Origin of the sequence: Corallococcus sp. AB030, from assembly GCF_003668965.1 — a bacterium.
Lineage (GTDB): Bacteria > Myxococcota > Myxococcia > Myxococcales > Myxococcaceae > Corallococcus > Corallococcus exiguus.
The window spans coordinates 28224-47367 of the sequence record NZ_RAWQ01000055.1; the positions used below are offsets into that span (position 1 = coordinate 28224).

Here is a 19144-nt window from a genome sequence, read left to right on the forward strand (position 1 = left end):
CCTACCTCCCCGGCGTTCCGCGCGAGCCCGCCGAGCGCAACAGCGGCAGGCTCTGGGACAGGGCCTCGCAGGCCCGGGTGAGCGCGCCCACGTCTTCCACGCCGCGCGCCTGACGCGCGGAATCCAGGGCGGCCTCCGCGCGGGCGACGACGTCCGGCGACAGGCCTCCGGCCCCGGGCATGAGCCGCACGCGGGAGAGCGCGTCCACCAGGTCGCGCGCCAGGATCTCCAGCTCCACGCGCTTGGCCTTCAGCTCCTCGGTGTTGCGCGCCGCCACCAGCCAGTCGCGCTGCTCGTCCATGATGCGGCGCAGCTCGTCCTCCGTCAGGCCGCTGGAGGCGGTGACGGTGATGGACTGGCGCAGGCCCGTGTCGCGGTCGCGCGCGGACACGGACACGATGCCCTCCGCGTTGATGTCGAACGTCACCTCAATCTCCACCTGTCCGCGCGGCGCCTCGCGCAGGCCGGTGAGGAGGAACTCGCCCAACAGCTCGTTGTGGTGCGCGAGCTCGTGCTCGCCCTGGAGCACCATGATCTTCACCGTGCGCTGGAAGTCCTTGGAGGTGGCGAACACCTCCGTGGCGGACGTGGGCACGGTGGTGTTGCGAGGAATCAGCCGCCGCACGTAGCCGCCGGCGATGGCCACGCCCATGCTCTGCGGCGTGACGTCCAGCAGCAGCAATTCGCTCTGCTGGCCCACCAGCGCGTACGCCTGGATGGCGGCGCCCAGGGCCACGACCTCCTCCGCGTGCACGCCCTTGCAGGGCTCGCGGCGGAAGTACTGGCGCACCTGCTCCACGATGCGGGGCATGCGCGACATGCCCCCCACGAGGATGACCTCCTTCAGGTCCGAGGGGCGCACCTTCGCCTCGCCCAGGACTTCCGACGTGATGCCCACCAGGCGCTCGCCCAGGTCCGCCGTGAGCTCCTCCAGCTTCTCGCGGGTGAGCGTGGACTGCAGGTGCAGCGCGGCGCCTCCGCCCGGCGGCGTGCAGATGAAGGGCAGGTGCACCTGCGCCTCCTTCACCGACGACAGCTCCACCTTCGCCTTCTCCGCGGCGTCCTTCAGCCGCTGCAGCGCCATGCGGTCCTTGCGCAGGTCGATGCCGTGTTCCTTGGCGAAGCCGAACACCATCCACTCGATGATGCGGTGGTCCCAGTCCTCGCCGCCGAGGAAGGTGTCACCGCCGGTGGCCACCACGTCGAAGATGCCGTTGTTGATCTCCAGCACCGACACGTCGAAGGTGCCGCCGCCCACGTCCAGCACGGCGATCTTCCCGTTCACCGTGCGGCCGAAGCCGTAGGCCAGCGCCGCCGCGGTGGGCTCGTTGATGATGCGCAGGACGTCCAGCCCCGCGATGCGGCCCGCGTCCTTGGTGGCCTGGCGCTGGCCGTCGTTGAAGTAGGCCGGCACGGTGATGACGGCCTGGGTGACGGGCCGGCCGAAGTGCGCCTCCGCGTCCGCCTTCAGCTCCGCCAGGATCATGGCGCTGACCTCCGGCACGGCGAGGTCGCGGCCCGCCAGCCGGATGCGCACATCGTCGTGCGCGCCGCACACCACCTGGTACGTGAGCGCGCGCAGCGCGTCCTGCACCGGGTGCGAGGAGTACTTGCGGCCGATGAGGCGCTTGGCCGCGGACACCGTCTCCTGCGGGTTGGTGATGGCCTGGCGCTTGGCGATGCCACCCACCAGGCGCTTGCCGTTCTTCGACACCGCCACCACGGACGGCGTGAGGGGCTGGCCGGTGCGGTTCTTGATGATGATGGGCTGACCGTCCTGCACCGTGGCGACGAGGCTGTTCGTCGTCCCCAGGTCGATGCCAATCAGCGGTTCGGGCTCAGCAGCCATGGGGACGCATGCACCTCATCACGTGAACGTCCAGCGCAGCTTCTTGAGGGCGGCGCGAGCGTCGGCGTTGTCGGGGTCCAGGCGCACGACCTCCTCGAAGTGGTGCTTGGCCTGCTTCTTCTGCCCCGCCACCAGGAGCACGTGGGCCAGCAGCAGCTGGTAGTCCGCGCGCCCCGGCTTCAGCTCCACCGCGCGCTGCGCGAGCTTCATCACCTCTTGCGCATCCTGCGCCAGCTCCCGGCCCACGCGCGCCGCCTGGAAGGCCGCCTCCGGGTTGTCTCCGTTGAGCGACACGGCCAGCCGGTAGGCCGCCTGCGCCCCGGCGAAGTCGCCGCGCATCTCCAGCTCCTGGCCGCGCTCCACCTCCGCCTGCGCGCGCGTCAGGTCGTGCTTGCGGCGCGCCTCCACCAGCAGCTGCGCGACCTCGCGGTTCTTCGGGTCCAGGCCCAGCACGTGGTTGAAGTCCTGGTAGGCCCGCTCGAAGTCCCCGCGCGCGGTGGCCGCCCTGCCCCGGGCGATGAGCTCCGTGAGCTTGTGGCTGCGCGCCATGTACGGGTGGCGAGCGAAGCGGGCCTGGCGCTCGGCGCGGCGGGCCTCGGACTCCGCGTCGTCCGGGGGCGAGGCGGCGGGAGGCGGCACCGTGGAGAACGACCCCGAGGGCGGGCGCGCCCCCGAAACGGAGGGGGGCATCATCGCCGCGAAGTTGCTGCCGGACACCGTCCGCGGGGGCGCGGCGGCCGGCGGAGGCGTCGTCGGGACGCGAGCGGCCGGGGCCGGGGGCGCGTCGGGGGCGCGCGTCGGCTCCTGGCGGCTGAGGGCGTTGTGGGCGTCCGTGAGGCGCTTGAAGATGCGCTCCAGCCGGGCGCGGAAGCTGCCCAGGTTCTTGCCGAAGTAGCGGTCCGGGTGGAAGCGGCGGGACGCGTTGTAATACGCCTGCTTCACCTCCTGGGGACTCGCGCCCCGGGCCACGCCCAGCACCGCGTGGTGGTCCATCCTCTCCAGCGAGCGCTCCATCTCGATGATGTCGCGCTTCTGGTCGGGATCCAGGTCCACCTCCTCCGCCATGGAGGCATCCACCGCCGGGGCGGCGGACGGGGCGCGCTGCACCACCCGGGCGGGCACGATGGCCCCCTTGGCGCGCAGCGCCAGCAGCACGGCGATGGTGCGTGCCTCGCCCAGCGAGGAGCGGGACAGCACGGCGTCGATGCGTTCGACGCGGCCCACCAATGCCAGCACGGAGCCCTCCTCGGGGCTGAGCTGGATACGGGCCGGGTCCAGGTGGGGCACCGTGGCGATGTGGTCGGTCCTGCCCCCCAGGCCGACGATGGGGATGGGCGCGCTCAAGGTGTCAGTTCCGCAGGCTGGCGAATCCCCAAGTGTAGGTGTCCGGGAAGCAGGGCGTCAAACCTCCCGGCACCGCCAAACCGCTCCCCCTTCTACAGCGTGGGGAGGACACGCTGGAGGATGCCCAGCGCTTCGTCCAGTTCGTTCCGGGTGATGATGAGGGGCGGGGCGAACCGGAGCGTCACGTCCCCGGCGGAGTTCACCAGCATCCCGGCATCGCGCAGCTTCGCGATGACGGGGGCGACCTCCCGGTCCAGCTCCACGCCCAAGAGCAGCCCCTGCCCGCGCACGGCCTTGATGCGGCCTTCCGGCAGCGCGGCCTGGAGCGCGCGTGCGCCAGCGAGGAAGTACTCCCCCTTGGCCTGCACCTCTTCCAGGAATCCGGGCTGACGCATCAGGCGCAGCACCACGTTGCCCGCGGCGGCGGACACCAGGTTGCCGCCGAAGGTGGAGCCGTGGGTGCCCGCGGAGAGGCTGACCGCCAGCTCCTCGCGGCAGAGCATGGCGCCCATGGGCAGCCCGTTGCCCAGCGCCTTGGCGATGCTGATGGCGTCCGGCCGGATGCCGTGGTGCATGAAGCCGAAGGGCTGGCCGGTGCGGCCCATGCCCGTCTGGACCTCGTCCACGAGCAGGAGCAGGCCCTTCTCGTCACAGAGGGCGCGCAGGCCCTGGAAATAGCCCGGGGGCGCCATGCGCACCCCGCCCTCGCCCTGGATGGGCTCCACCAGGATGGCGGCGGTGGACGGCCCCACGGCGCGGCGCACCGCCTCCAGGTCGCCGAACGGCAGGTGCCGGAAGCCCTGGGGCAGCGGCTCGAAGCCTGCGTGGTACTTCGGCTGGCCGGTGGCGGTGACGGTGGCCAGCGTGCGGCCGTGGAAGCTCTTCTCGAAGGTGAGGATCTCGAAGCGCTCGGGCTGTCCCCGGTCCTTCATCACCTTGCGGGTCAGCTTGATGAGGGCCTCGTTGGCCTCCGCGCCGGAATTGCAGAAGAACGCGCGCGGCAGGCCCGCCCACTCGGTGAGCTGCGCGGCCAGGTCGATCTGCGGCTGCGAGTAGAAGACGTTGGAGACGTGCCACAACGTGTCCAGCTGCGCCTTGGCCGCCGCGACCACCTCCGGGTGGCAGTGGCCCAGGGCGCATACGGCGATGCCGCCAATGCAATCCAGGTACTCCTTGCCATCCGCGTCCCACACCCGCGTCCCCTGCCCGCGCACCAGGGCAATGGGTTGCTGCTTGTAGTTCTGCAGCAGGTGCTGCTTCGCCTTCTGGATGAGGTTCTCGTTACCAGGGGCGGATGCTGGGGACGGCGGCGTTTGCAAGGGGGTGTACCTCTCTCTTCCTGACGACGCGGTGTGGCGACGCGGCGGACCCTAGCGCGCTAGAGGATGTAGCGCGACAAGTCCTCGTCCTGGACGATGGCGGCCAGGCGCTCGCGCACATAAGCGGCGTCCACCTGGAAATCGCGAGGTCCCATTTCGCTGGCGGTGAACGACACGTCGTCCAGCAAGCGCTCCAGCACGGTGTGCAGCCGCCGGGCGCCGATGTTCTGCGTGCGCTCGTTGGCCTGCTGGGCGATGCGGGCGAGCTCCGCCACCGCGTCGTCCGTGAAGGACAGCCGCACGCCCTCCGTGGCGAGCAGCGCGGTGTACTGGCGCAAGAGCGAGTTCTTCGGCTCGCGAAGAATTCGCACCAGGTCGTCGCCGGACAGCGGCTCCAGCTCCACGCGGATGGGGAAGCGGCCCTGGAGCTCCGGGATGAGGTCCGCCGGCTTGGAGACGTGGAAGGCGCCCGCGGCGATGAAGAGCATGTGGTCCGTCTTCACCTGACCGTACTTGGTGTTGACGGCCGAGCCCTCCACGATGGGGAGGATGTCGCGCTGCACGCCCTCGCGCGAGACGTCCGGGCCCCCGCCGCCCTTGCCGCCCTCGCGGCTGGCGATCTTGTCGATTTCGTCGATGAAGACGATGCCGCTGGACTCGGCGCGCGCCACGGCCTCGCGCTGGACGCGGTCCGGATCCACCAGCTTCTGCGCCTCTTCCGCGCGCAGCACCTGGAGCGCCTCCGGCACGCGCAGCTTGCGCTTCCGGGTGTTCTTCATGCCCGGCATGTTCTTGAACAGGTCCTGGAGGTTGACGCCAATCTCCTCCATGCCCTGGCCGCTGAAGTTGCGCATGAACGTGGGGGAGCTCTCGTTCGTCTCCACCTCCACGGTCTGATCATCCAGCGTGCCGGCGCGCAGCTGGGCGCGCAGCTTCTCCCGCTCGTTCTCGCCCAGCGGCGAGGGCGCGGGGGTCGGAGGAGGCGAGAAGCCGAACGGCGGAGAGGACGGCGTGCGCGTCTGCCCGCCGTTCTTGATGAGCTCCATCAGCCGGTCCTCCGCCAGCTCCTCCGCGCGCGGCTTGACCTTCTCCGTCTCCTCCTCGCGGACCAGCGCGATGGCGGCCTCGACGAGGTCGCGGATCATCGACTCGACGTCGCGGCCCACGTAGCCCACTTCGGTGAACTTGCTGGCCTCCACCTTGACGAAGGGGGCCTGGGACAGCTTCGCCAGGCGGCGGGCGATCTCCGTCTTCCCCACGCCGGTGGGGCCGATCATGATGATGTTCTTCGGGTAGATTTCATCCCGCAGGTCGTCCGTCACCTGCTGGCGGCGCCACCTGTTGCGCAGCGCGATGGCGACGGCGCGCTTGGCGTCGTTCTGCCCGACGATGTAACGGTCCAGCTCGCTGACGACCTCGCGAGGCGTGAAGGCGGACAACTTGCGCGACTCGGCCACGGGGCGGTCCTCTCAGAGCTCTTCGTAGGTGACGTTGGCGTTGGTGTAGACGCAGATGTCCGCGGCGATGGCCATGGCCTGCGTGCAGATGTCGCGGGCGGACAGCGGCGAGTGCGCCTGGAGGGCGCGCGCGGCGGCCAGGGCGTAGTGGCCCCCGCTGCCCACGGCGGCGATGCCGTGGTCCGGTTCAATGACGTCGCCGGCGCCGGACAGGATGAAGGTCTTCTCCTTGTCCGCGACGATGAGCAGCGCTTCCAGGCGGCGGAGGAAGCGGTCGGTGCGCCAGTCCTTGCCCAGCTCCACGCAGGCGCGGGCCAGGTTCTTCTGGTGCTCCTTGAGCTTGGCCTCGAAGCGCTCGAAGAGGGTGAAGGCGTCCGCGGTGCTGCCCGCGAAGCCGGCGAGCACCTGCCCCTCGCCGAGCTTGCGCACCTTGCGCGCCGTGTTCTTCATGATGGTCTTGTCGAGGCTGACCTGGCCGTCGCCCGCGATGACGACCTTCCCGTCGCGACGGACGCAGAGGATGGTGGTTCCGTGGAACATGACTGGGGGTTTAACAAGACCACCCGGCCGCGACCCACAAAAACCGCGCGGCTGTCCGCTCCCTCACCCTGCGAAGGCGCTCAGGTCGCGGTCGCTTTCATCCAGCGGCCCACCAGCTTTACCAGGGCGGCCTTCTTCGCTTTCACCGTCTTCGCGTCCGGCAGCGTCACCACACCCCGGTCCTTCGCCAGCCACTCCACCAGCCCGGAGCCGTCCTCGAAGGCGAAGCCCGCCACGTCCTTCACCTTCGCGCCCCGGTGGAGGATGACCTGGAAGATGCCCTTGGGGGCCAGGCGGAACGTCACGCGGTCATCACCCGAGTGGACGAAGCTGGGGGCCTTCCACTTGATGCGCTCGGTGATGCTGGCGTCGGAGGCCAGGATGGCCGCGCGCACGACTTCGATCTCAGCCTTCAGCGGGTGCTCGAGCTCCGCCATGAACTGTTCGACTTCGCCGCCCCGGTTCGCCATCTCCGGCTCCTTCCTTCCGCTGCGTCACGCGCGTGGGTGCGCGGAGTCGTAGACCTCTTGCAGCTGTTCGAAGGTCACGTGGGTGTACTTCTGCGTGGTGGACAGGCTTGCGTGGCCCAGCAGCTCCTGGATGCTGCGGATGTCCGCGCCACCGCCCAGCAGGTGCGTGGCGAACGAGTGGCGCATCGCGTGCGGGCTCACCTTGCGCGCCAGGGCCAGCTTGAGCACGTACGCGTCCAGGTGCCTCGCGATGCTCCGAGCCGTCAGCCGGCCGCCCTTGAAGTTGAGGAAGAGCGCATCCGGATCCTGGCCCTCGCGCACCTCGGCCAGCAGCTCGCCGCGCCGCGCGAGGTATGCCTCCAGGGACCGGATGGCCTTCGCGTTGAGCGGCACCAGCCGCTCCTTGCTGCCCTTGCCCATCACCCGGACGATTCGGCTGCTGCGCTCCACGCCCAGCAGGTCCAGGCCGCACAGCTCGCTGATGCGCAGGCCGCCGCCGTAGAGCATCTCCAGGATGGCCTTGTCGCGAAGCCCCAGCACCGTCTTCACGTCCGGCATGTCGAGGATGGCGAACACCTCCTCCACCGGCAGCACCTTGGGCAGCGACTTCGGCAGCTTGGGGCTCTTCACCAGCTTCGCGGGGCTGGCGGACAGCAGCTTCTGGCGCACCAGGTACTTGTAGAACGACTTGATGCTGGCCAGCCGCCGCGCGCGGCTCGACGGTGCGTGGTCCACCGCGAGCGTGCCCAGGTAGCCGCGGATGGCCGCGTGCGTGCCCGCGAGCAGTGACAGCTTCATCCGCTCCACGAGGTAGCGCTCATAGTCCACCAGGTCGATGAGGTAGTTGCGCACCGTGTGAGGGGACGCGCCCTTCTCGCCTTCGAGGTGGACCTTGAACTGCTCCAGCAGCGGGGACAGGGTCGACATGGTCGGGGAAGCCTAGGGGCCTCCCCGAGCCTCGCAAGATTCGTGTCGGTCCGCGAGCCCCGCCCTACTTCGCGGGCGCCGGAGCGGGGGCGACTGGCACCACGGGAATGGCCCCCGCTGGCAGCTCGGTGGGCACCAGCTTGGGCAAGAGCACGCGGCAGGCGTCCTCGGACAGCCAGTGGTACGTGCACAGCCACTCCGTGACGGGCACGCGCACCTGCCAGCCCAGCACGAAGAGGATGACCAGCGTGAGCCCGATGCGGGCCCCCACCGACATGCTCTCGGTCTCGTCGTCGTCCTGAGTGTGGCGCAGCGCCCCGCGCACCAGGTCCGCGTGGTCCACGCGCGCGTTGCTCGGCAGCTTCGGCTTGCGGGTGATGAGCGTCGCCACGCCGCGCGTGAGCATCAGCCGGTCGTTGAGCGCCCAACCGGAGCCCTCCAGCAGCAGCGCCAGGTTGCGCCGGCGCAGCTTCAGCCACCCGAGCAAGCCCGCGGGCGCCATCACCACGATGGCCAGGATGGTCGCCGCGGTGATGACGTCCACCAGCGTGAGCGACTTCACCTGCGTGAGGATGAACGCCAGCGAAGAGCCCAGCGCCGCGAACGCGATGCCGCCCGCCGCGAGCACCCCCGCGATGCCGCCTCCCGAGGGAGCCGCCGCGGGCGCAGCGGCCGCCGGGGCTGGAGCCGCCGTGGGTGGAGGCGCGGTCACCGTCTGCTTGTAGCCGGACTCCAGCGATGAATCGAAGTCCTTCTCCCCGGACGCGGCCAGCCCCTCCACCTTGCTGGTGATGAACGCGCCGATGCGCATGAACGGCATGGTCATCGACTCCCAGAGCGACACGGGCTGGCGGATGACCTGCGTGACGATGGCGTCGCTCTCCTTGCCGTCCACGTCGTAGAACACGCCACGCTTGCCCACGACGAGCTCCGTGCTGCGGCCGGCGGTGACGGGCACCGCCACCTCGTAGCCGTCCGCGCCGTCGCGGGGCAGCACCTTCACGTAGAGGATGCAGGTGGTCCCCTGCCCCGTCAGCGCCGCGTGCGCCGCGCGGTCCGTCACCAGCACGGACAGCGTGTACTTGCGCCCCGCCAGGATGAGCGTGCCCCGCTCCATCAGCGCCCGCCGCTTGGGCAGGTACAGGTTGGGCATGCTGATGAAGTTGTTGGCGAACTGCAGCAGCCAGCGCTGGTACAGCACCAGCCGCTCCAGCTCCGCGATGACGTCCAGCGTGGGCTTGAGCGACAGGTCCTCGCGGCTCACCGCCTCCAGCGCGTCCAGTTCCTCATCCGACACCGTGCCCAGCGTGTCCGCCACCGCGTGCAGGGGGCTCGCGTCGCGCTTCGCCTGCCAGCCGAGGATGGCCTCCGCCTTCGAGGACAGCTCGCGCCAGGCCGTGTCCGTCAGCTTCACGCCGTCGCCCAGCAGCGGCGTCGCCACCTCCTGGTGGAAGGCTTCCAGCTTCTCGTAGCCGGCGCCGCGGTACAGCCGCGCCCACACCAGCACGCCGCTCGGGTCTGGGGGCGCGATGGGCAGCTCGTTCGCGGCCTTGCCCATGGCGCCCAGGTCACCCAGCGCACCCTCCACCCGGTCCGCGCGCAGGCGCAGGCTGGCGGCGGCCTCCGGCTGCGCGGCCACCAGCCGGCACTGCACGAAGTAGCCGTCCAGCAGCGGCGCCACATCGTGCACGCGCTTCGCCTGCTCCAGGCTCGCCGTGCCCCAAGTGAACACGGCATCCCGGCCGCCCAGGTGCGCGAGCAGGGCCGTGCGCTCGTCCCGGAAGCGCTTCACCAGGCCCACGTCCACGCCCGCCAGGCCCGCGCGGTTCGTCACCTGCGGGAACGCCGCGATGATGGACTGGGCCAGGGGCCGCAGTCGCTCCGGCAGCGACACCGGCGCGATGAGGCCGTCGCCGTTCTTGCCCGCGTCGCGCAGCGCCTTGTCACTGGTGCGCAGCTGCTCCAGCGACAGGCGCGTGGTATCCGGCGCGTTGAGCGTGCGCAGCACCAGCTCCGCCGCGCCCTTGAGGTTGGATGCCGTATCGGAGAGCGCCGAAAGCTCCAGCACGTCGCTGCCCGCGTCCGCGCCCTTGCGGTCCGTCAGCCGCGCCGCCGTCCAATCCACCGCGCCGCGCAGTTCCTCCACGCGGATGCGGCGGTTGCCGTCCGCGTCCATCAGCGTCAGGAAGCGCGGATCACACGCGATGCCCTCCATGGGGCACGCGAGCGCCATCCATTGCGTCGCGGGGATCCTCACCGCCTCGGTGAGGGTGTTGAAATCGGGGATGTCGACCTGGAGCGAGCCGCCATAGCGGCGATAGACGAGCTGTGCCATTCGGCGCGAGAAGACAGCACACCCTGTCCGGGTGTGCACGCCTCAACATCAGGTCGCGCCCAGGCAGGAAGGCCCCGGCGGCCTCCCTGCCCTGGGTCACCCGCTACTGCGCGGTGGCGACGGCGCTGTAGACGCCGGGATTCTGCCCCTGGCCGATGATGTAGACGGCTCGCGCGTCATCCTTGCCCGCGAAGTACACGGGCACCTGCACGCCCTGGTCTAGCGTCTTCCGCGCCCCCGACTTCACGTCGTAGACGGCCACGTCGTAGGTGTCCGCGTCCATGCGCGCGTACGTCGCGAGCACGCGGGCACCGTCCTCGGAGATCTTGTAGCTGAAGATGCCCTGCATCCACGTCTTCGCCTCGGCCTGCTTCTCGTTCAGGTCCACGGCCTTGAAGTCGCACGCGCGGCCGTTGCGGATGCAGTTGGTGCGGAACACCACCGCGCTGTTGTTCGGCGCGAAGCCGTAGCCGAACACGCCCGGCTGCACCTTCTCCGCCTTCTCCTGGCCCAGCGCGTACAGCATCAGGTCCACGGAGAACACCGGCTTCACGAAGCGCGACAGGAACGCCACGTAGCGGCTGTCCGAGCCCCACACGAAGTTGGGCACCCGGTCCCCCACGCGCTTGGGCGCGCCGTCCGGCAGCGACGCCACGCCCAGGGCGCCCGCGCGCGACGGCTGATCATACTTCTCCAGGAAGGCCACCGCCTTGGAGTCCGGCGCGAACGCCATCTCCTCCACCGCCTCACCCACCTTGCGCCCCGCGCCTCCGGACGCCGGGCCCACGTGCAGGTCGCCCAGCTGCTCCGGCTTGCCGTTCTCCGTGCGCGCCAGCCACTGGCCATCCGGCGAGAAGCCGAACGCCTTCGTCCCCGTGGCCAGCTTCGTGCCCTTCAGCGCGGGCACGTCCGCGAGGAACAGGTCATACATCCCGCGCACGGCCTCGCTGCGCACCTGGTAGGCCACGTGCTTGCCGTCGGAGGACACCTGGTAGTCGCCCACCTGATCCGCCAGCTTGCGCGGCGCTTCCGTGGAGCCCACCGTCACCGCCGCCAGCCCGCCCGCCGCTGACAGCCGGCGCTTGAAGAGCAGCGTCTTGCCGTCCGGGGTGAACTGCGCGGTGCTCACCTCGCCCGCCACGTCCTGGAACGGCCCCTGCGGAAGCTTGCCCAGCTTCAGCGTGCCCGCGTCCACGAAGGCCACGCTCACGCCGTCCGGGGACGGCAGCAGGTAGCTCACCGCCGTGCCCAGCTTCACCGGCTCCGCGCCCGCGTCCGTGAGCGACAGCACGTTCAACTCGCCGGACTGCGAGGCCGGGTTGTAGCCCGTCACGTACAGCAGGTGCTTCGAGTCCTGGGAGAACAGCAGGCTGCCCGGCACGTTCGTCACGCCGTCGCCCAGCGCGCGCGACTTCCCGCCCGCCGTCGGCACGACGTGCAGCGAGCCCACCAGCATCTGCGGCGGAATGCCATCCAGCCGGGGCTTCTGCCCGTTGAGCAGGAACGTGGCGAACTGCCCGTCCGGAGACAGGCGCAGATCCGCCGCGCGTCCCGCCGCGAGCAACTGCCCCTGCCCGCCCACCACCGCGCTGCCCTTCGCCGCGCTGCGGACCGTGTCCCCCTGCGCGGCGCTGCGCTGGGAGGGCGCGGCGTTGTCCTCGCCCTTCTTGCACCCCGACACCGCCAGCAGGGCCAACAGGCCCACCATCCCGGTTCGCATCATGCGCTCGTCTGTCCTTCCGTCTGGGCGACAACGCCCGCGAGTGGCAGCCAGGCCGCCAGGTCCTGCTTCGCCCGCGCCGAGTAGGCCGCGCGCTTGTCCGCCTTCTTCATCCGCCCGGACAGCGGCGGGAACAGGCCGTAGATGACGTTGGTGGGCTGGTGCGGGTGATCCGGCGGGTGCGCTTCCCCGGTGAGGTGCCGGTACAGCGACCCCAACGCCGTCGTGGCCGGTGGCGGCACGAACGCGGTGCCCGTCAGCCGCGCGTGCACCGCCAGCGCCACCATGTAGCCGCACGCCGCGCTCTCCACGTAGCCCTCCACGCCCGTCACCTGTCCCGCGAAGAACACCCGCCGCTCCGTCTTCAACGACAGGTCCTCCGCCAGCAGGCGGGGCGAGTCGATGAACGTGTTGCGGTGGATCTGCCCCATCCGCAGGAACTCCGCATTCTGGAGGCCCGGGATGCACGTGCTGAAGATGCGCTTCTGTTCACCCCAGGTCAGACGCGTCTGGAAGCCCACCATGTTCCACGCCGTGCCCGCCCGGTCCTCCATGCGCAACTGCACCACCGCGTACGGGTCCGTCCCCGTGCGAGGGTCCTTCAAGCCCACGGGCTTCATGGGCCCGTAGGCCAGCGTTTCGTCGCCTCGCTCCGCCATCACCTCGATGGGCAGACACCCTTCGAAGTACTTCGGTTCCTCGAAGCTGTGCGGCACCACCTTCTGGCCCGCCTTCACCTCGGTCACGAAGCGGTAGTACTCGTCCTTCGTCATGGGGAGGTTGAGGTAGTCATCCCCGCCGCCCTTGCCGTAGCGGCTCTGGCGGAACGCGATGTCCATGTCGATGGAGTCTCCCGACAGGATGGGCGCGATGGAGTCGTAGAAGTAGAGCTTCGTGCCCACGTGGCGCTCCAGGTCCACCGTGAGCGCCTCCGACGTCAGCGGCCCCGTGGCCACCACCACCACGCCGTCCTCCGGAAGCCTCTCCACCTCGCCGCCGACAATCTCCACGCCCGCGCCGGACACCAGCCGGGTGGTGATTTCGCGCGAGAAGCCCTCGCGCTCCACCGCCAGCGCGTCGCCCGCGGGCACGCGGTGCAGGTCCGCGCTGGAGAGCACCAGCGAACCCAGCGCGCGCAGCTCCGCGTGCAGCAGGCCAATGGCGCTCTCCGGGTTGTCCGAGCGCAGCGAGTTGCTGCACACCAGCTCCGCGAGCGTGTCCGACTTGTGCGCCGGGGAGCGCTTGTGCGGCTTCATCTCGCGCAGCACCACCGGCACGCCACGCCGCGCCAGCTGATACGCGCACTCCGTCCCCGCCAGGCCGCCACCAATCACCGTCACCCGCTGCTGCTTCGCGTCCGACATGCATGCCTCCGGGCCCCCGCACCGGGACCCCAAAGGGCCCTGTTAGCAGAGAGGCCACGCCCTTTCACGTCCGCCCGCCTGCCCCACGTCCCACCATGCGTGCGGAATGGGAGGTGAGGTTTCCCCACCTGGGATCCAACCCTAGGTTTCTCGCGGTCTTCGCTCGGGACGGGAAGCGTCCGAGCGAGCGCCCTACAACCTCGAATCTGGGATGGGAGTGACGCAGCCATGAGCCGAGCCAACGACTTGTTGAAGATCCGGGGCCTGTTGCAGGAGCGTCGCAGGACGACCGAGACCGCCCAGGCGGGGGCCCGCCGGGAGCTGGCCGCCCTGAAGGATCAGGAGCGTGATCCCGAGTACGAGGAACAGGCGCAAGCGGAGCTGGCGGACTACACGCTCTCCACGCTCATCGAAGCGCAGCGCCGGGAGATCATGCTCATCGACGCCGCGTTGAGCCGCATGGAGAACGACGTGTTCGGCGAGTGCGTGGACTGCGGCAACGAAATCTCGTTGGACCGGCTGGAGGCCATGCCCTTCGCCATCCGCTGTGAGGAAGACGCCGCCGTGCACGAGCAGGAGACGCGGGAGGCCGCGCGCCACGTGGGCAGCCTGTCCCTCTAGCGAAGCCGTCCGAGCGCTCCCCCGTGCGTCCATCCCGCGCGGGGGAGTCGAGTGTCCGGCGGCTACTCCGCGTCGCGCTGGAGCACGATGAAGCGGTAGTTCTGCAGCTCGTTCACGCCCGCCGTGTAGAGCACCGTGAGCAGCAGGTCATACGGGACCATCTTGTCCGCGATGACCGACAGCTCGTGCGTGAAGGGCGCCGCCGGGTTGCGCTCCTCGATGTACTTGAGCTTCTGCACTTCCTTCTTCAGCTGCGCGTCCAACCCGAGCACCAGGCGCTCGCCCTGGAGCTGGTTCGCCGGGATGCGGCCGTTCTCCAGCCGCACCACCTCTTTGTCCCCCACCATGATGTTCTTGGGGGTGATGGTGATGGCCACCGTGTCCTTGGGCGTGGCGCGCGTGGAGGACACCGGCGGCCGCACGTCCTCGGACGCGGTGATGGCCGCGGAGGACGACGCGAAGGACTTCAGGAGGAACACCAGGATGATGGTCATCATGTCCATCATCGCGGTGATGTTGAGCTCCTTCACCTCGCTGGCGGCCTCGCGCTCCTTGCGCTTCTTGCGCGCGAGGGCCCGGCGGTAGCGCATGCGCGCGAGCTGGTCGGCTTCTTCGGCGGACAGGGGCGCGGTCTCGGACATGGCTAGAGGACGCCCAGGGTGACGTCGGGGAAGAGCAGCTTGCGCTCGGCGACGGTGCCCGTCGTCTCACGCAGGGCGTCCATCGTCTGGATCAGCGCGTCATAGGGGATGTCCGGATCCGCCGCGACGATGACCTTCGTCTCCTTCGGGAAGGCGGCCTTGAGCTTCACCATCCGCGCGTTCAACGCGGCGAAGTCGTGCGTGCCATCCGCGCGCAGCGGCACCGAGGGCGCCCCACCCTCCGCGGGCGCGGCGTCCGGGCTGTCGCCTCGGATGAAGAGGCCCTTCTGGGAGATGAGCACGGACAGGTTCAGCTTGGGCGCGTCCGCGTCCCCTCCCGCCCCCGCGGTGGCGCCGTAGCTGGGCGCGTTCACGTTGAGCGCGCCAAAGGCGGTGAGGCCGGTAATCGACAGCAGCATGAAGATGATGAGGTTCATGAGGATGTCGAGGTACGGGACGATGTTCAGCTCGCCCGCCTCCTCCTCTTCCCTCGGCTTCAGCTTTCGGCGCGAGTAGTGGAACGCCATGGCGTGTCCGGTGCCTTTCGGCGGCTCAAGACGCGGCGCGGACGTCGGAGTCCGAAGGGATGACTTCCAGCGAGCCCCGGCGCGACAGGAGGTTCTCCAGCTTCAGCGCGTTGAGCTCCACCAGCTCCACCATGTTCTTGGAGTAGTTGCTGAAGAACAGGTGCGACACGATGCAGAGCACCGCGATGGAGAGCCCGAAGCCGGTGTTGTACATGGCCTCCGAGATGCCGTTGGAGAGCAGCGCCTGCTTCTGCTCCGCCGGCACGTTGCCCAGCGCGCGGAAGGTGCCGATGAGGCCCACGATGGTGCCGACCAGGCCCACCAGCGTCGCGATGTTCGCGAGCGACCACAGCCACTGCACCCGGCGCGACACGTGCGGCGTGTACTCCGCCAGCGCCTCCTCCACCGCCTTGGCCACTTCCAGCTCACCCCGGTTCGCGTTGATGAGCCCCGCGCGGATGACGCGGGCCAGGGGCGAGCGCGGCGCCATGCCGCAGAACTTCACCGCGCGGTCCAGGTTGCCGCTGCGGACCATCTTGTGGACCTGCTCGATGAACGCCGTCGCGTTGAGGCGGTAGCGGAAGAGCAGCGTCACCGCGCGCTCGCCAATCACGGCCAGCGAGGCGGCCAGCCAGAACAGGTTCACGAACATGAACGGGCCGCCGGCCTTGAACGCGCCGACGATGAAGTCCCCCAGGCCTCCCGAAGAGGCATGGCCCGCCGCGGCGGGAGCGGCCTCGGCCACCACCACACGCAGCAACTCATTCATGGAGGGAATCATCGCGGACCGCGTCCTTTCGCTGCCCCCGCGCGCACTCCTGCCGCGAAACGGGCAGGAGGCATGCTGGTGGGCCGGGAGCAATCCGGACTTCTAGGACTTCGCCTGCGAGGGTGTCAAGCCAGGGGGCAGAGCCTACCCCCCTGGAATGACTGGGCTTTTGCGCTCAGGCTTCCACGGTGGGCGTGGGAGCAGGCGCTGCCTCCGTGGAAGCCCCCGGAATGGCTGGCTCCACCACCTCGCGGCGGTAGTCGCATTCCTTGTTCGGGCAGGCGATGTAGGCGCCGTCCCGCTTGGAGAACTTCTGCAGGAGGTAGGGCGACGCGCACTGCGGGCAGGCTTCCGCCAGCGGACGGTCCCACGCGGCGAACTTGCACTCCGGATACCGGTTGCAGCCGAAGAAGATCTTCCCGCGGCCGCTGCGGCGCTCGGTGAGGTAACCCACCTTGCACTCCGGGCAGTTGACGCCAATGGAGATGGGCTTGGACGTCTTGCAGTCCGGGTAGCCCGAGCACGCCATGAAGCGCCCGAACCGGCCGCGTTTGATCACCATGGGCTTGCCGCACTTCTCGCACTTCTCGTCCGTGGTCTCCTCCTCCACGATGACGATCTTGCCCTCGGCGTCCCGCTTGAAGTCCTTGGTGTTCTTGCAGTCGGGGTAGTTCGAGCAGGCGAGGAAGTGGCCCATCTTCCCGAACTTGATGACGAACGGGTTGCCGCACTTCTCGCAGGCGATGTCGGTCTTGATCTCCTCGCGCTTGACGTCGCGCATCTCCGCTTCGGCCTTCTCCAGCGTCTCCTTGAAGGGGCCGTAGAAGTCGTGCAGCACCGTCTTCCAGGACGCGCCGCCGTCGGAGATCTGGTCCAGCTTCTCCTCCATGCTGGCCGTGAACGACACGTCCAGCTCATGGGGGAAGTGCTTCACCAGGAGCTCGTTGGTCATCTGGCCCAGGTCCGTGGGACGGAAGCGGCTCTCCAGCTTCTCCACGTACTTCTTGTCCTGGATGTTGGAGAGGATGGCCGCGTACGTGGACGGACGCCCGATGCCGCGCTCTTCCAGCTCCTTCACCAGCGTCGCTTCGCTGAAGCGCGGAGGCGGCTGGGTGAAGTGCTGTTCGTTGAGCAGCTTGTCCAGCGAGAGGACCTCGCCCTCGTTGAGCGGGGGCAGCTCGCCCACCACGTCCTCGGCGCCCTCTTCACCGGCGGCCTTGGCCTTGTCGCGCTCGGACTCCTCTTCCGGCGTGAGGCCGGCGCCGTAGACGCCCAGGTAGCCGGGGAACTTCAGGGTGCTGCCGGACGCGCGGAAGGTCGCGCGGCCCGCGGTGATGTCCGCGGCCGTCTGGTCATACACGGCGGGCTTCATCTGGCACGCGACGAAGCGGTTCCAGATGAGCTCGTAGAGCCGGAACATGTCCAGCTCGTCCATGGCGTCGAAGAAGGGACGCACGCGCTCGGGCGGATACTCCAGGGACGTGGGCCGGATGGCCTCGTGCGCGTCCTGGGCGCTCTTGCGGCTCTTGTAGACCATGGGCTCCGGCGGCAGGTAGTCCGCGCCGTACTTCTGGCCAATGAACTCGCGCACCTGCGTCACGGCGTCGTCGGACAGACGCGTGGAGTCCGTACGCATGTACGTGATGAGCGCCGTCTGGCCCTCCTCACCCAGCGGCACGCCTTCGTACAGCTTCTGCGCCAGCGTCATCGTCTTCTTGGCGGTGAAGTGCAGCCGGTTCGCCGCCTCCTGCTGGAGCTTGGAGGTGATGAAGGGCGCGGGCGCGTTGCGGCGCCGCTCCTTGCGGTCCACCTTCGCCACGGTGAAGGGCACGTCCTTCAGCTCCGCGACGAGCCCGTCCGTGGTGGCGCGGTCCTTCAGCTCCACCTTCTTGCCGTCCACGCGGGACAGCTTCGCCTTGAAGGGCGGCGGCCCCTGCGGGCCCTGCACCAGCGCGTCCAGCGTCCAGTACTCCTCGGGCTGGAACGCCTTGATCTCCGCCTCGCGCTCGACGATGAGGCGCACCGCCACGGACTGCACGCGGCCGGCGGACAGGCCCCGGCGGATCTTCTTCCAGAGCAGCGGCGAGATTTGATAGCCGACGAGCCGGTCCAGGATGCGGCGCGTCTGCTGCGAGTCGTAGTTGTCCTGGTTGAGCTGGCGCGGCTGCGCGATGGCTTCCTGCACGGCGCGCTTGGTGATCTCGTTGAAGGTCACCCGCAGGGAGTCCGGGTGGCCCAGCTCCTCCTTGATGTGCCAGGCGATGGCCTCGCCCTCGCGGTCGGGGTCCGTCGCCAGGAAGACGCGGTCCACCGTCTTGGCCATCTTCTTCAGCTCGTTGAGGACCTTCTCCTTGCCCTTGATGACCGTGTACTCGGGCTTGAAGTCGTCCTCCACGTCGACGCCAATCTTGCTCTTGGGCAGGTCCTTCACGTGCCCCACGGAGGCCTTCACCGTGTAGCCGGAGCCCAGGTACTTCTTGATCGTCTTGGCCTTGGCGGGCGACTCCACCACCACCAGGTAGTGCGGGCCCTTGCCACGGCGCTCGGGCACTTCCTCTTCGGCGTCCGCGTCCGCGTCCACGGTGGGAAGCTCTTCGGCGTCCGCGCCACGGCGACGGGCCGCCGTCTTCTTCTTGGCGGTCGTCTTCTTCGCCGCCGTCTTCTTCTTGGCGGCCTTCTTGGCCGCCGGCTTCTTCGCAGCCGCCTTCTTGGGCGTCTCCTCCTCCGCCGCCGCCTCCGTCTGCGCCGCCTGTGTCTTCTTCCGCGTGGCCATGGCTCTCCTACCTCGAACTGCCTCTAGACCTTCTCGTACCGTTTACCCGGGTGCTGGACCACCAGCCCCGACAATTCCAACTCCACCAGGGCGCTCGTGAGCGCCGCGGGCGACAGCGGGCTTGCGGCGAGCACCTCGTCGAACGAACGGGGAGCCCGGTCCAACAGCCCATAGGCCCCGCGCGCTTCCGCCGACAGCGCCTCCCACCACCCACTGTCCCGCCCCGCAGGCACCGCGCGGACCGGGTGAACGCCCACCACCGCACAAATCGATTCCGCGGACGTACATGCGCGGGCCAGCCCGTCCGCCAGCAGGGCGTTGCAGCCCGCCGCGGCCGGCTGCCAGACGTCCCCGGGCAGGGCGAACACCGGCCGGCCCTGCACCCGCGCCGCCTCCGCCGTGTACAGGGCCCCGGACCCCTCTCCCGCCCGCATCACCAGCACCGCATCCGACGCGCCAGCGATGAGCCGGTTGCGCCGGGGGAAGGT

16 protein-coding genes are annotated in these 19144 nt (G+C 69.5%); 1 reads left to right on the plus strand and 15 read right to left on the minus strand.

All coding sequences use genetic code 11. The annotated features are described in order from the left end of the window. Position 1: 1 nt before the first annotated feature. The 10 genes from dnaK to trmFO all read right to left on the minus strand — a co-directional run bounded on the left by dnaK (position 2) and on the right by trmFO (position 13325). Entirely contained in the window at positions 2–1849 is a 1848-nt protein-coding gene (dnaK, locus tag D7Y15_RS15690) for a molecular chaperone DnaK (protein WP_121753096.1), read from the minus strand. Positions 1850–1867: 18 nt separating this feature from the next. After that, the gene (locus D7Y15_RS15695; protein ID WP_120575595.1) at positions 1868–3193 is read right to left on the minus strand and encodes a tetratricopeptide repeat protein; all 1326 of its coding nucleotides are present in this window, start codon (positions 3191–3193) and stop codon (positions 1868–1870) included. 92 nt (positions 3194–3285) lie between these two features. Further along, on the minus strand, positions 3286–4512 hold the full coding sequence (locus D7Y15_RS15700; RefSeq protein WP_120575594.1) for an aspartate aminotransferase family protein: 1227 nt from the start codon (positions 4510–4512) through the stop codon (positions 3286–3288). 59 nt (positions 4513–4571) lie between these two features. Next, entirely contained in the window at positions 4572–5969 is a 1398-nt protein-coding gene (gene hslU, locus D7Y15_RS15705) for an ATP-dependent protease ATPase subunit HslU (RefSeq protein WP_120575593.1), read from the minus strand. Positions 5970–5981: 12 nt separating this feature from the next. Beyond that, positions 5982–6509, minus strand: a complete 528-nt coding sequence (gene hslV / locus D7Y15_RS15710) for an ATP-dependent protease subunit HslV (RefSeq protein ID WP_120575592.1) — start codon at positions 6507–6509, stop codon at positions 5982–5984. 80 nt (positions 6510–6589) lie between these two features. After that, a complete protein-coding gene (locus tag D7Y15_RS15715; RefSeq protein WP_233596748.1) occupies positions 6590–6979 on the minus strand; it encodes a DUF1801 domain-containing protein in 390 nt (129 codons plus the stop codon). 24 nt (positions 6980–7003) lie between these two features. Beyond that, a complete protein-coding gene (locus D7Y15_RS15720; protein ID WP_120575591.1) occupies positions 7004–7906 on the minus strand; it encodes a tyrosine recombinase XerC in 903 nt (300 codons plus the stop codon). Positions 7907–7970: 64 nt separating this feature from the next. Then, on the minus strand, positions 7971–10241 hold the full coding sequence (locus D7Y15_RS15725; protein WP_121753097.1) for a kinesin: 2271 nt from the start codon (positions 10239–10241) through the stop codon (positions 7971–7973). Positions 10242–10344: 103 nt separating this feature from the next. Further along, positions 10345–11964, minus strand: coding sequence for a PD40 domain-containing protein (locus D7Y15_RS15730; protein WP_121753098.1), 1620 nt, complete (start codon positions 11962–11964; stop codon positions 10345–10347). Continuing rightward, positions 11961–13325 (minus strand): methylenetetrahydrofolate--tRNA-(uracil(54)-C(5))-methyltransferase (FADH(2)-oxidizing) TrmFO, encoded by a 1365-nt coding sequence (gene trmFO, locus D7Y15_RS15735; protein WP_121753099.1) that lies wholly within the window; start codon positions 13323–13325, stop codon positions 11961–11963. The genes D7Y15_RS15730 and trmFO overlap by 4 nt, the downstream gene beginning before the upstream one ends. Before the next feature lie 228 nt (positions 13326–13553). Here trmFO and D7Y15_RS15740 point away from each other — a divergent pair, with 228 nt between their 5' ends. Then, a complete protein-coding gene (locus tag D7Y15_RS15740) occupies positions 13554–13946 on the plus strand; it encodes a TraR/DksA C4-type zinc finger protein (protein ID WP_120575587.1) in 393 nt (130 codons plus the stop codon). Positions 13947–14008: 62 nt separating this feature from the next. Here D7Y15_RS15740 and D7Y15_RS15745 read toward each other — a convergent pair whose 3' ends face one another. The 5 genes from D7Y15_RS15745 to D7Y15_RS15765 all read right to left on the minus strand — a co-directional run. After that, positions 14009–14587, minus strand: a complete 579-nt coding sequence (locus D7Y15_RS15745) for a biopolymer transporter ExbD (protein ID WP_120575586.1) — start codon at positions 14585–14587, stop codon at positions 14009–14011. Positions 14588–14589: 2 nt separating this feature from the next. Continuing rightward, positions 14590–15114, minus strand: coding sequence for a biopolymer transporter ExbD (locus D7Y15_RS15750; RefSeq protein WP_121753100.1), 525 nt, complete (start codon positions 15112–15114; stop codon positions 14590–14592). 25 nt (positions 15115–15139) lie between these two features. Next, a complete protein-coding gene (locus D7Y15_RS15755) occupies positions 15140–15895 on the minus strand; it encodes a MotA/TolQ/ExbB proton channel family protein (protein WP_120575584.1) in 756 nt (251 codons plus the stop codon). A gap of 163 nt (positions 15896–16058) precedes the next feature. After that, positions 16059–18656: a type I DNA topoisomerase gene (topA, locus tag D7Y15_RS15760; RefSeq protein ID WP_121753101.1), complete on the minus strand. Its 2598-nt coding sequence runs from the start codon at positions 18654–18656 to the stop codon at positions 16059–16061. Between the two features lie 23 nt (positions 18657–18679). Continuing rightward, positions 18680–19144: DNA-processing protein DprA (locus D7Y15_RS15765; protein ID WP_199745930.1), on the minus strand; the 465-nt coding region annotated here is incomplete at its 5' end.

What these genes read in the sequence shown, in the direction of transcription:
- dnaK (WP_121753096.1), bottom strand. Translation starts at nt 1,849, where the DNA reads ATGGCTGCTGAGCCCGAACCGCTGATTGGCATCGACCTGGGGACGACG.
- hslV (WP_120575592.1), bottom strand. Translation starts at nt 6,509, where the DNA reads ATGTTCCACGGAACCACCATCCTCTGCGTCCGTCGCGACGGGAAGGTC.
- D7Y15_RS15715 (WP_233596748.1), bottom strand. Translation starts at nt 6,979, where the DNA reads ATGGCGAACCGGGGCGGCGAAGTCGAACAGTTCATGGCGGAGCTCGAG.
- D7Y15_RS15720 (WP_120575591.1), bottom strand. Translation starts at nt 7,906, where the DNA reads ATGTCGACCCTGTCCCCGCTGCTGGAGCAGTTCAAGGTCCACCTCGAA.
- D7Y15_RS15725 (WP_121753097.1), bottom strand. Translation starts at nt 10,241, where the DNA reads ATGGCACAGCTCGTCTATCGCCGCTATGGCGGCTCGCTCCAGGTCGAC.
- D7Y15_RS15730 (WP_121753098.1), bottom strand. Translation starts at nt 11,964, where the DNA reads ATGATGCGAACCGGGATGGTGGGCCTGTTGGCCCTGCTGGCGGTGTCG.
- trmFO (WP_121753099.1), bottom strand. Translation starts at nt 13,325, where the DNA reads ATGTCGGACGCGAAGCAGCAGCGGGTGACGGTGATTGGTGGCGGCCTG.
- D7Y15_RS15740 (WP_120575587.1), top strand. Translation starts at nt 13,554, where the DNA reads ATGAGCCGAGCCAACGACTTGTTGAAGATCCGGGGCCTGTTGCAGGAG.
- D7Y15_RS15745 (WP_120575586.1), bottom strand. Translation starts at nt 14,587, where the DNA reads ATGTCCGAGACCGCGCCCCTGTCCGCCGAAGAAGCCGACCAGCTCGCG.
- D7Y15_RS15750 (WP_121753100.1), bottom strand. Translation starts at nt 15,114, where the DNA reads ATGGCGTTCCACTACTCGCGCCGAAAGCTGAAGCCGAGGGAAGAGGAG.
- D7Y15_RS15755 (WP_120575584.1), bottom strand. Translation starts at nt 15,895, where the DNA reads ATGATTCCCTCCATGAATGAGTTGCTGCGTGTGGTGGTGGCCGAGGCC.
- topA (WP_121753101.1), bottom strand. Translation starts at nt 18,656, where the DNA reads ATGGCCACGCGGAAGAAGACACAGGCGGCGCAGACGGAGGCGGCGGCG.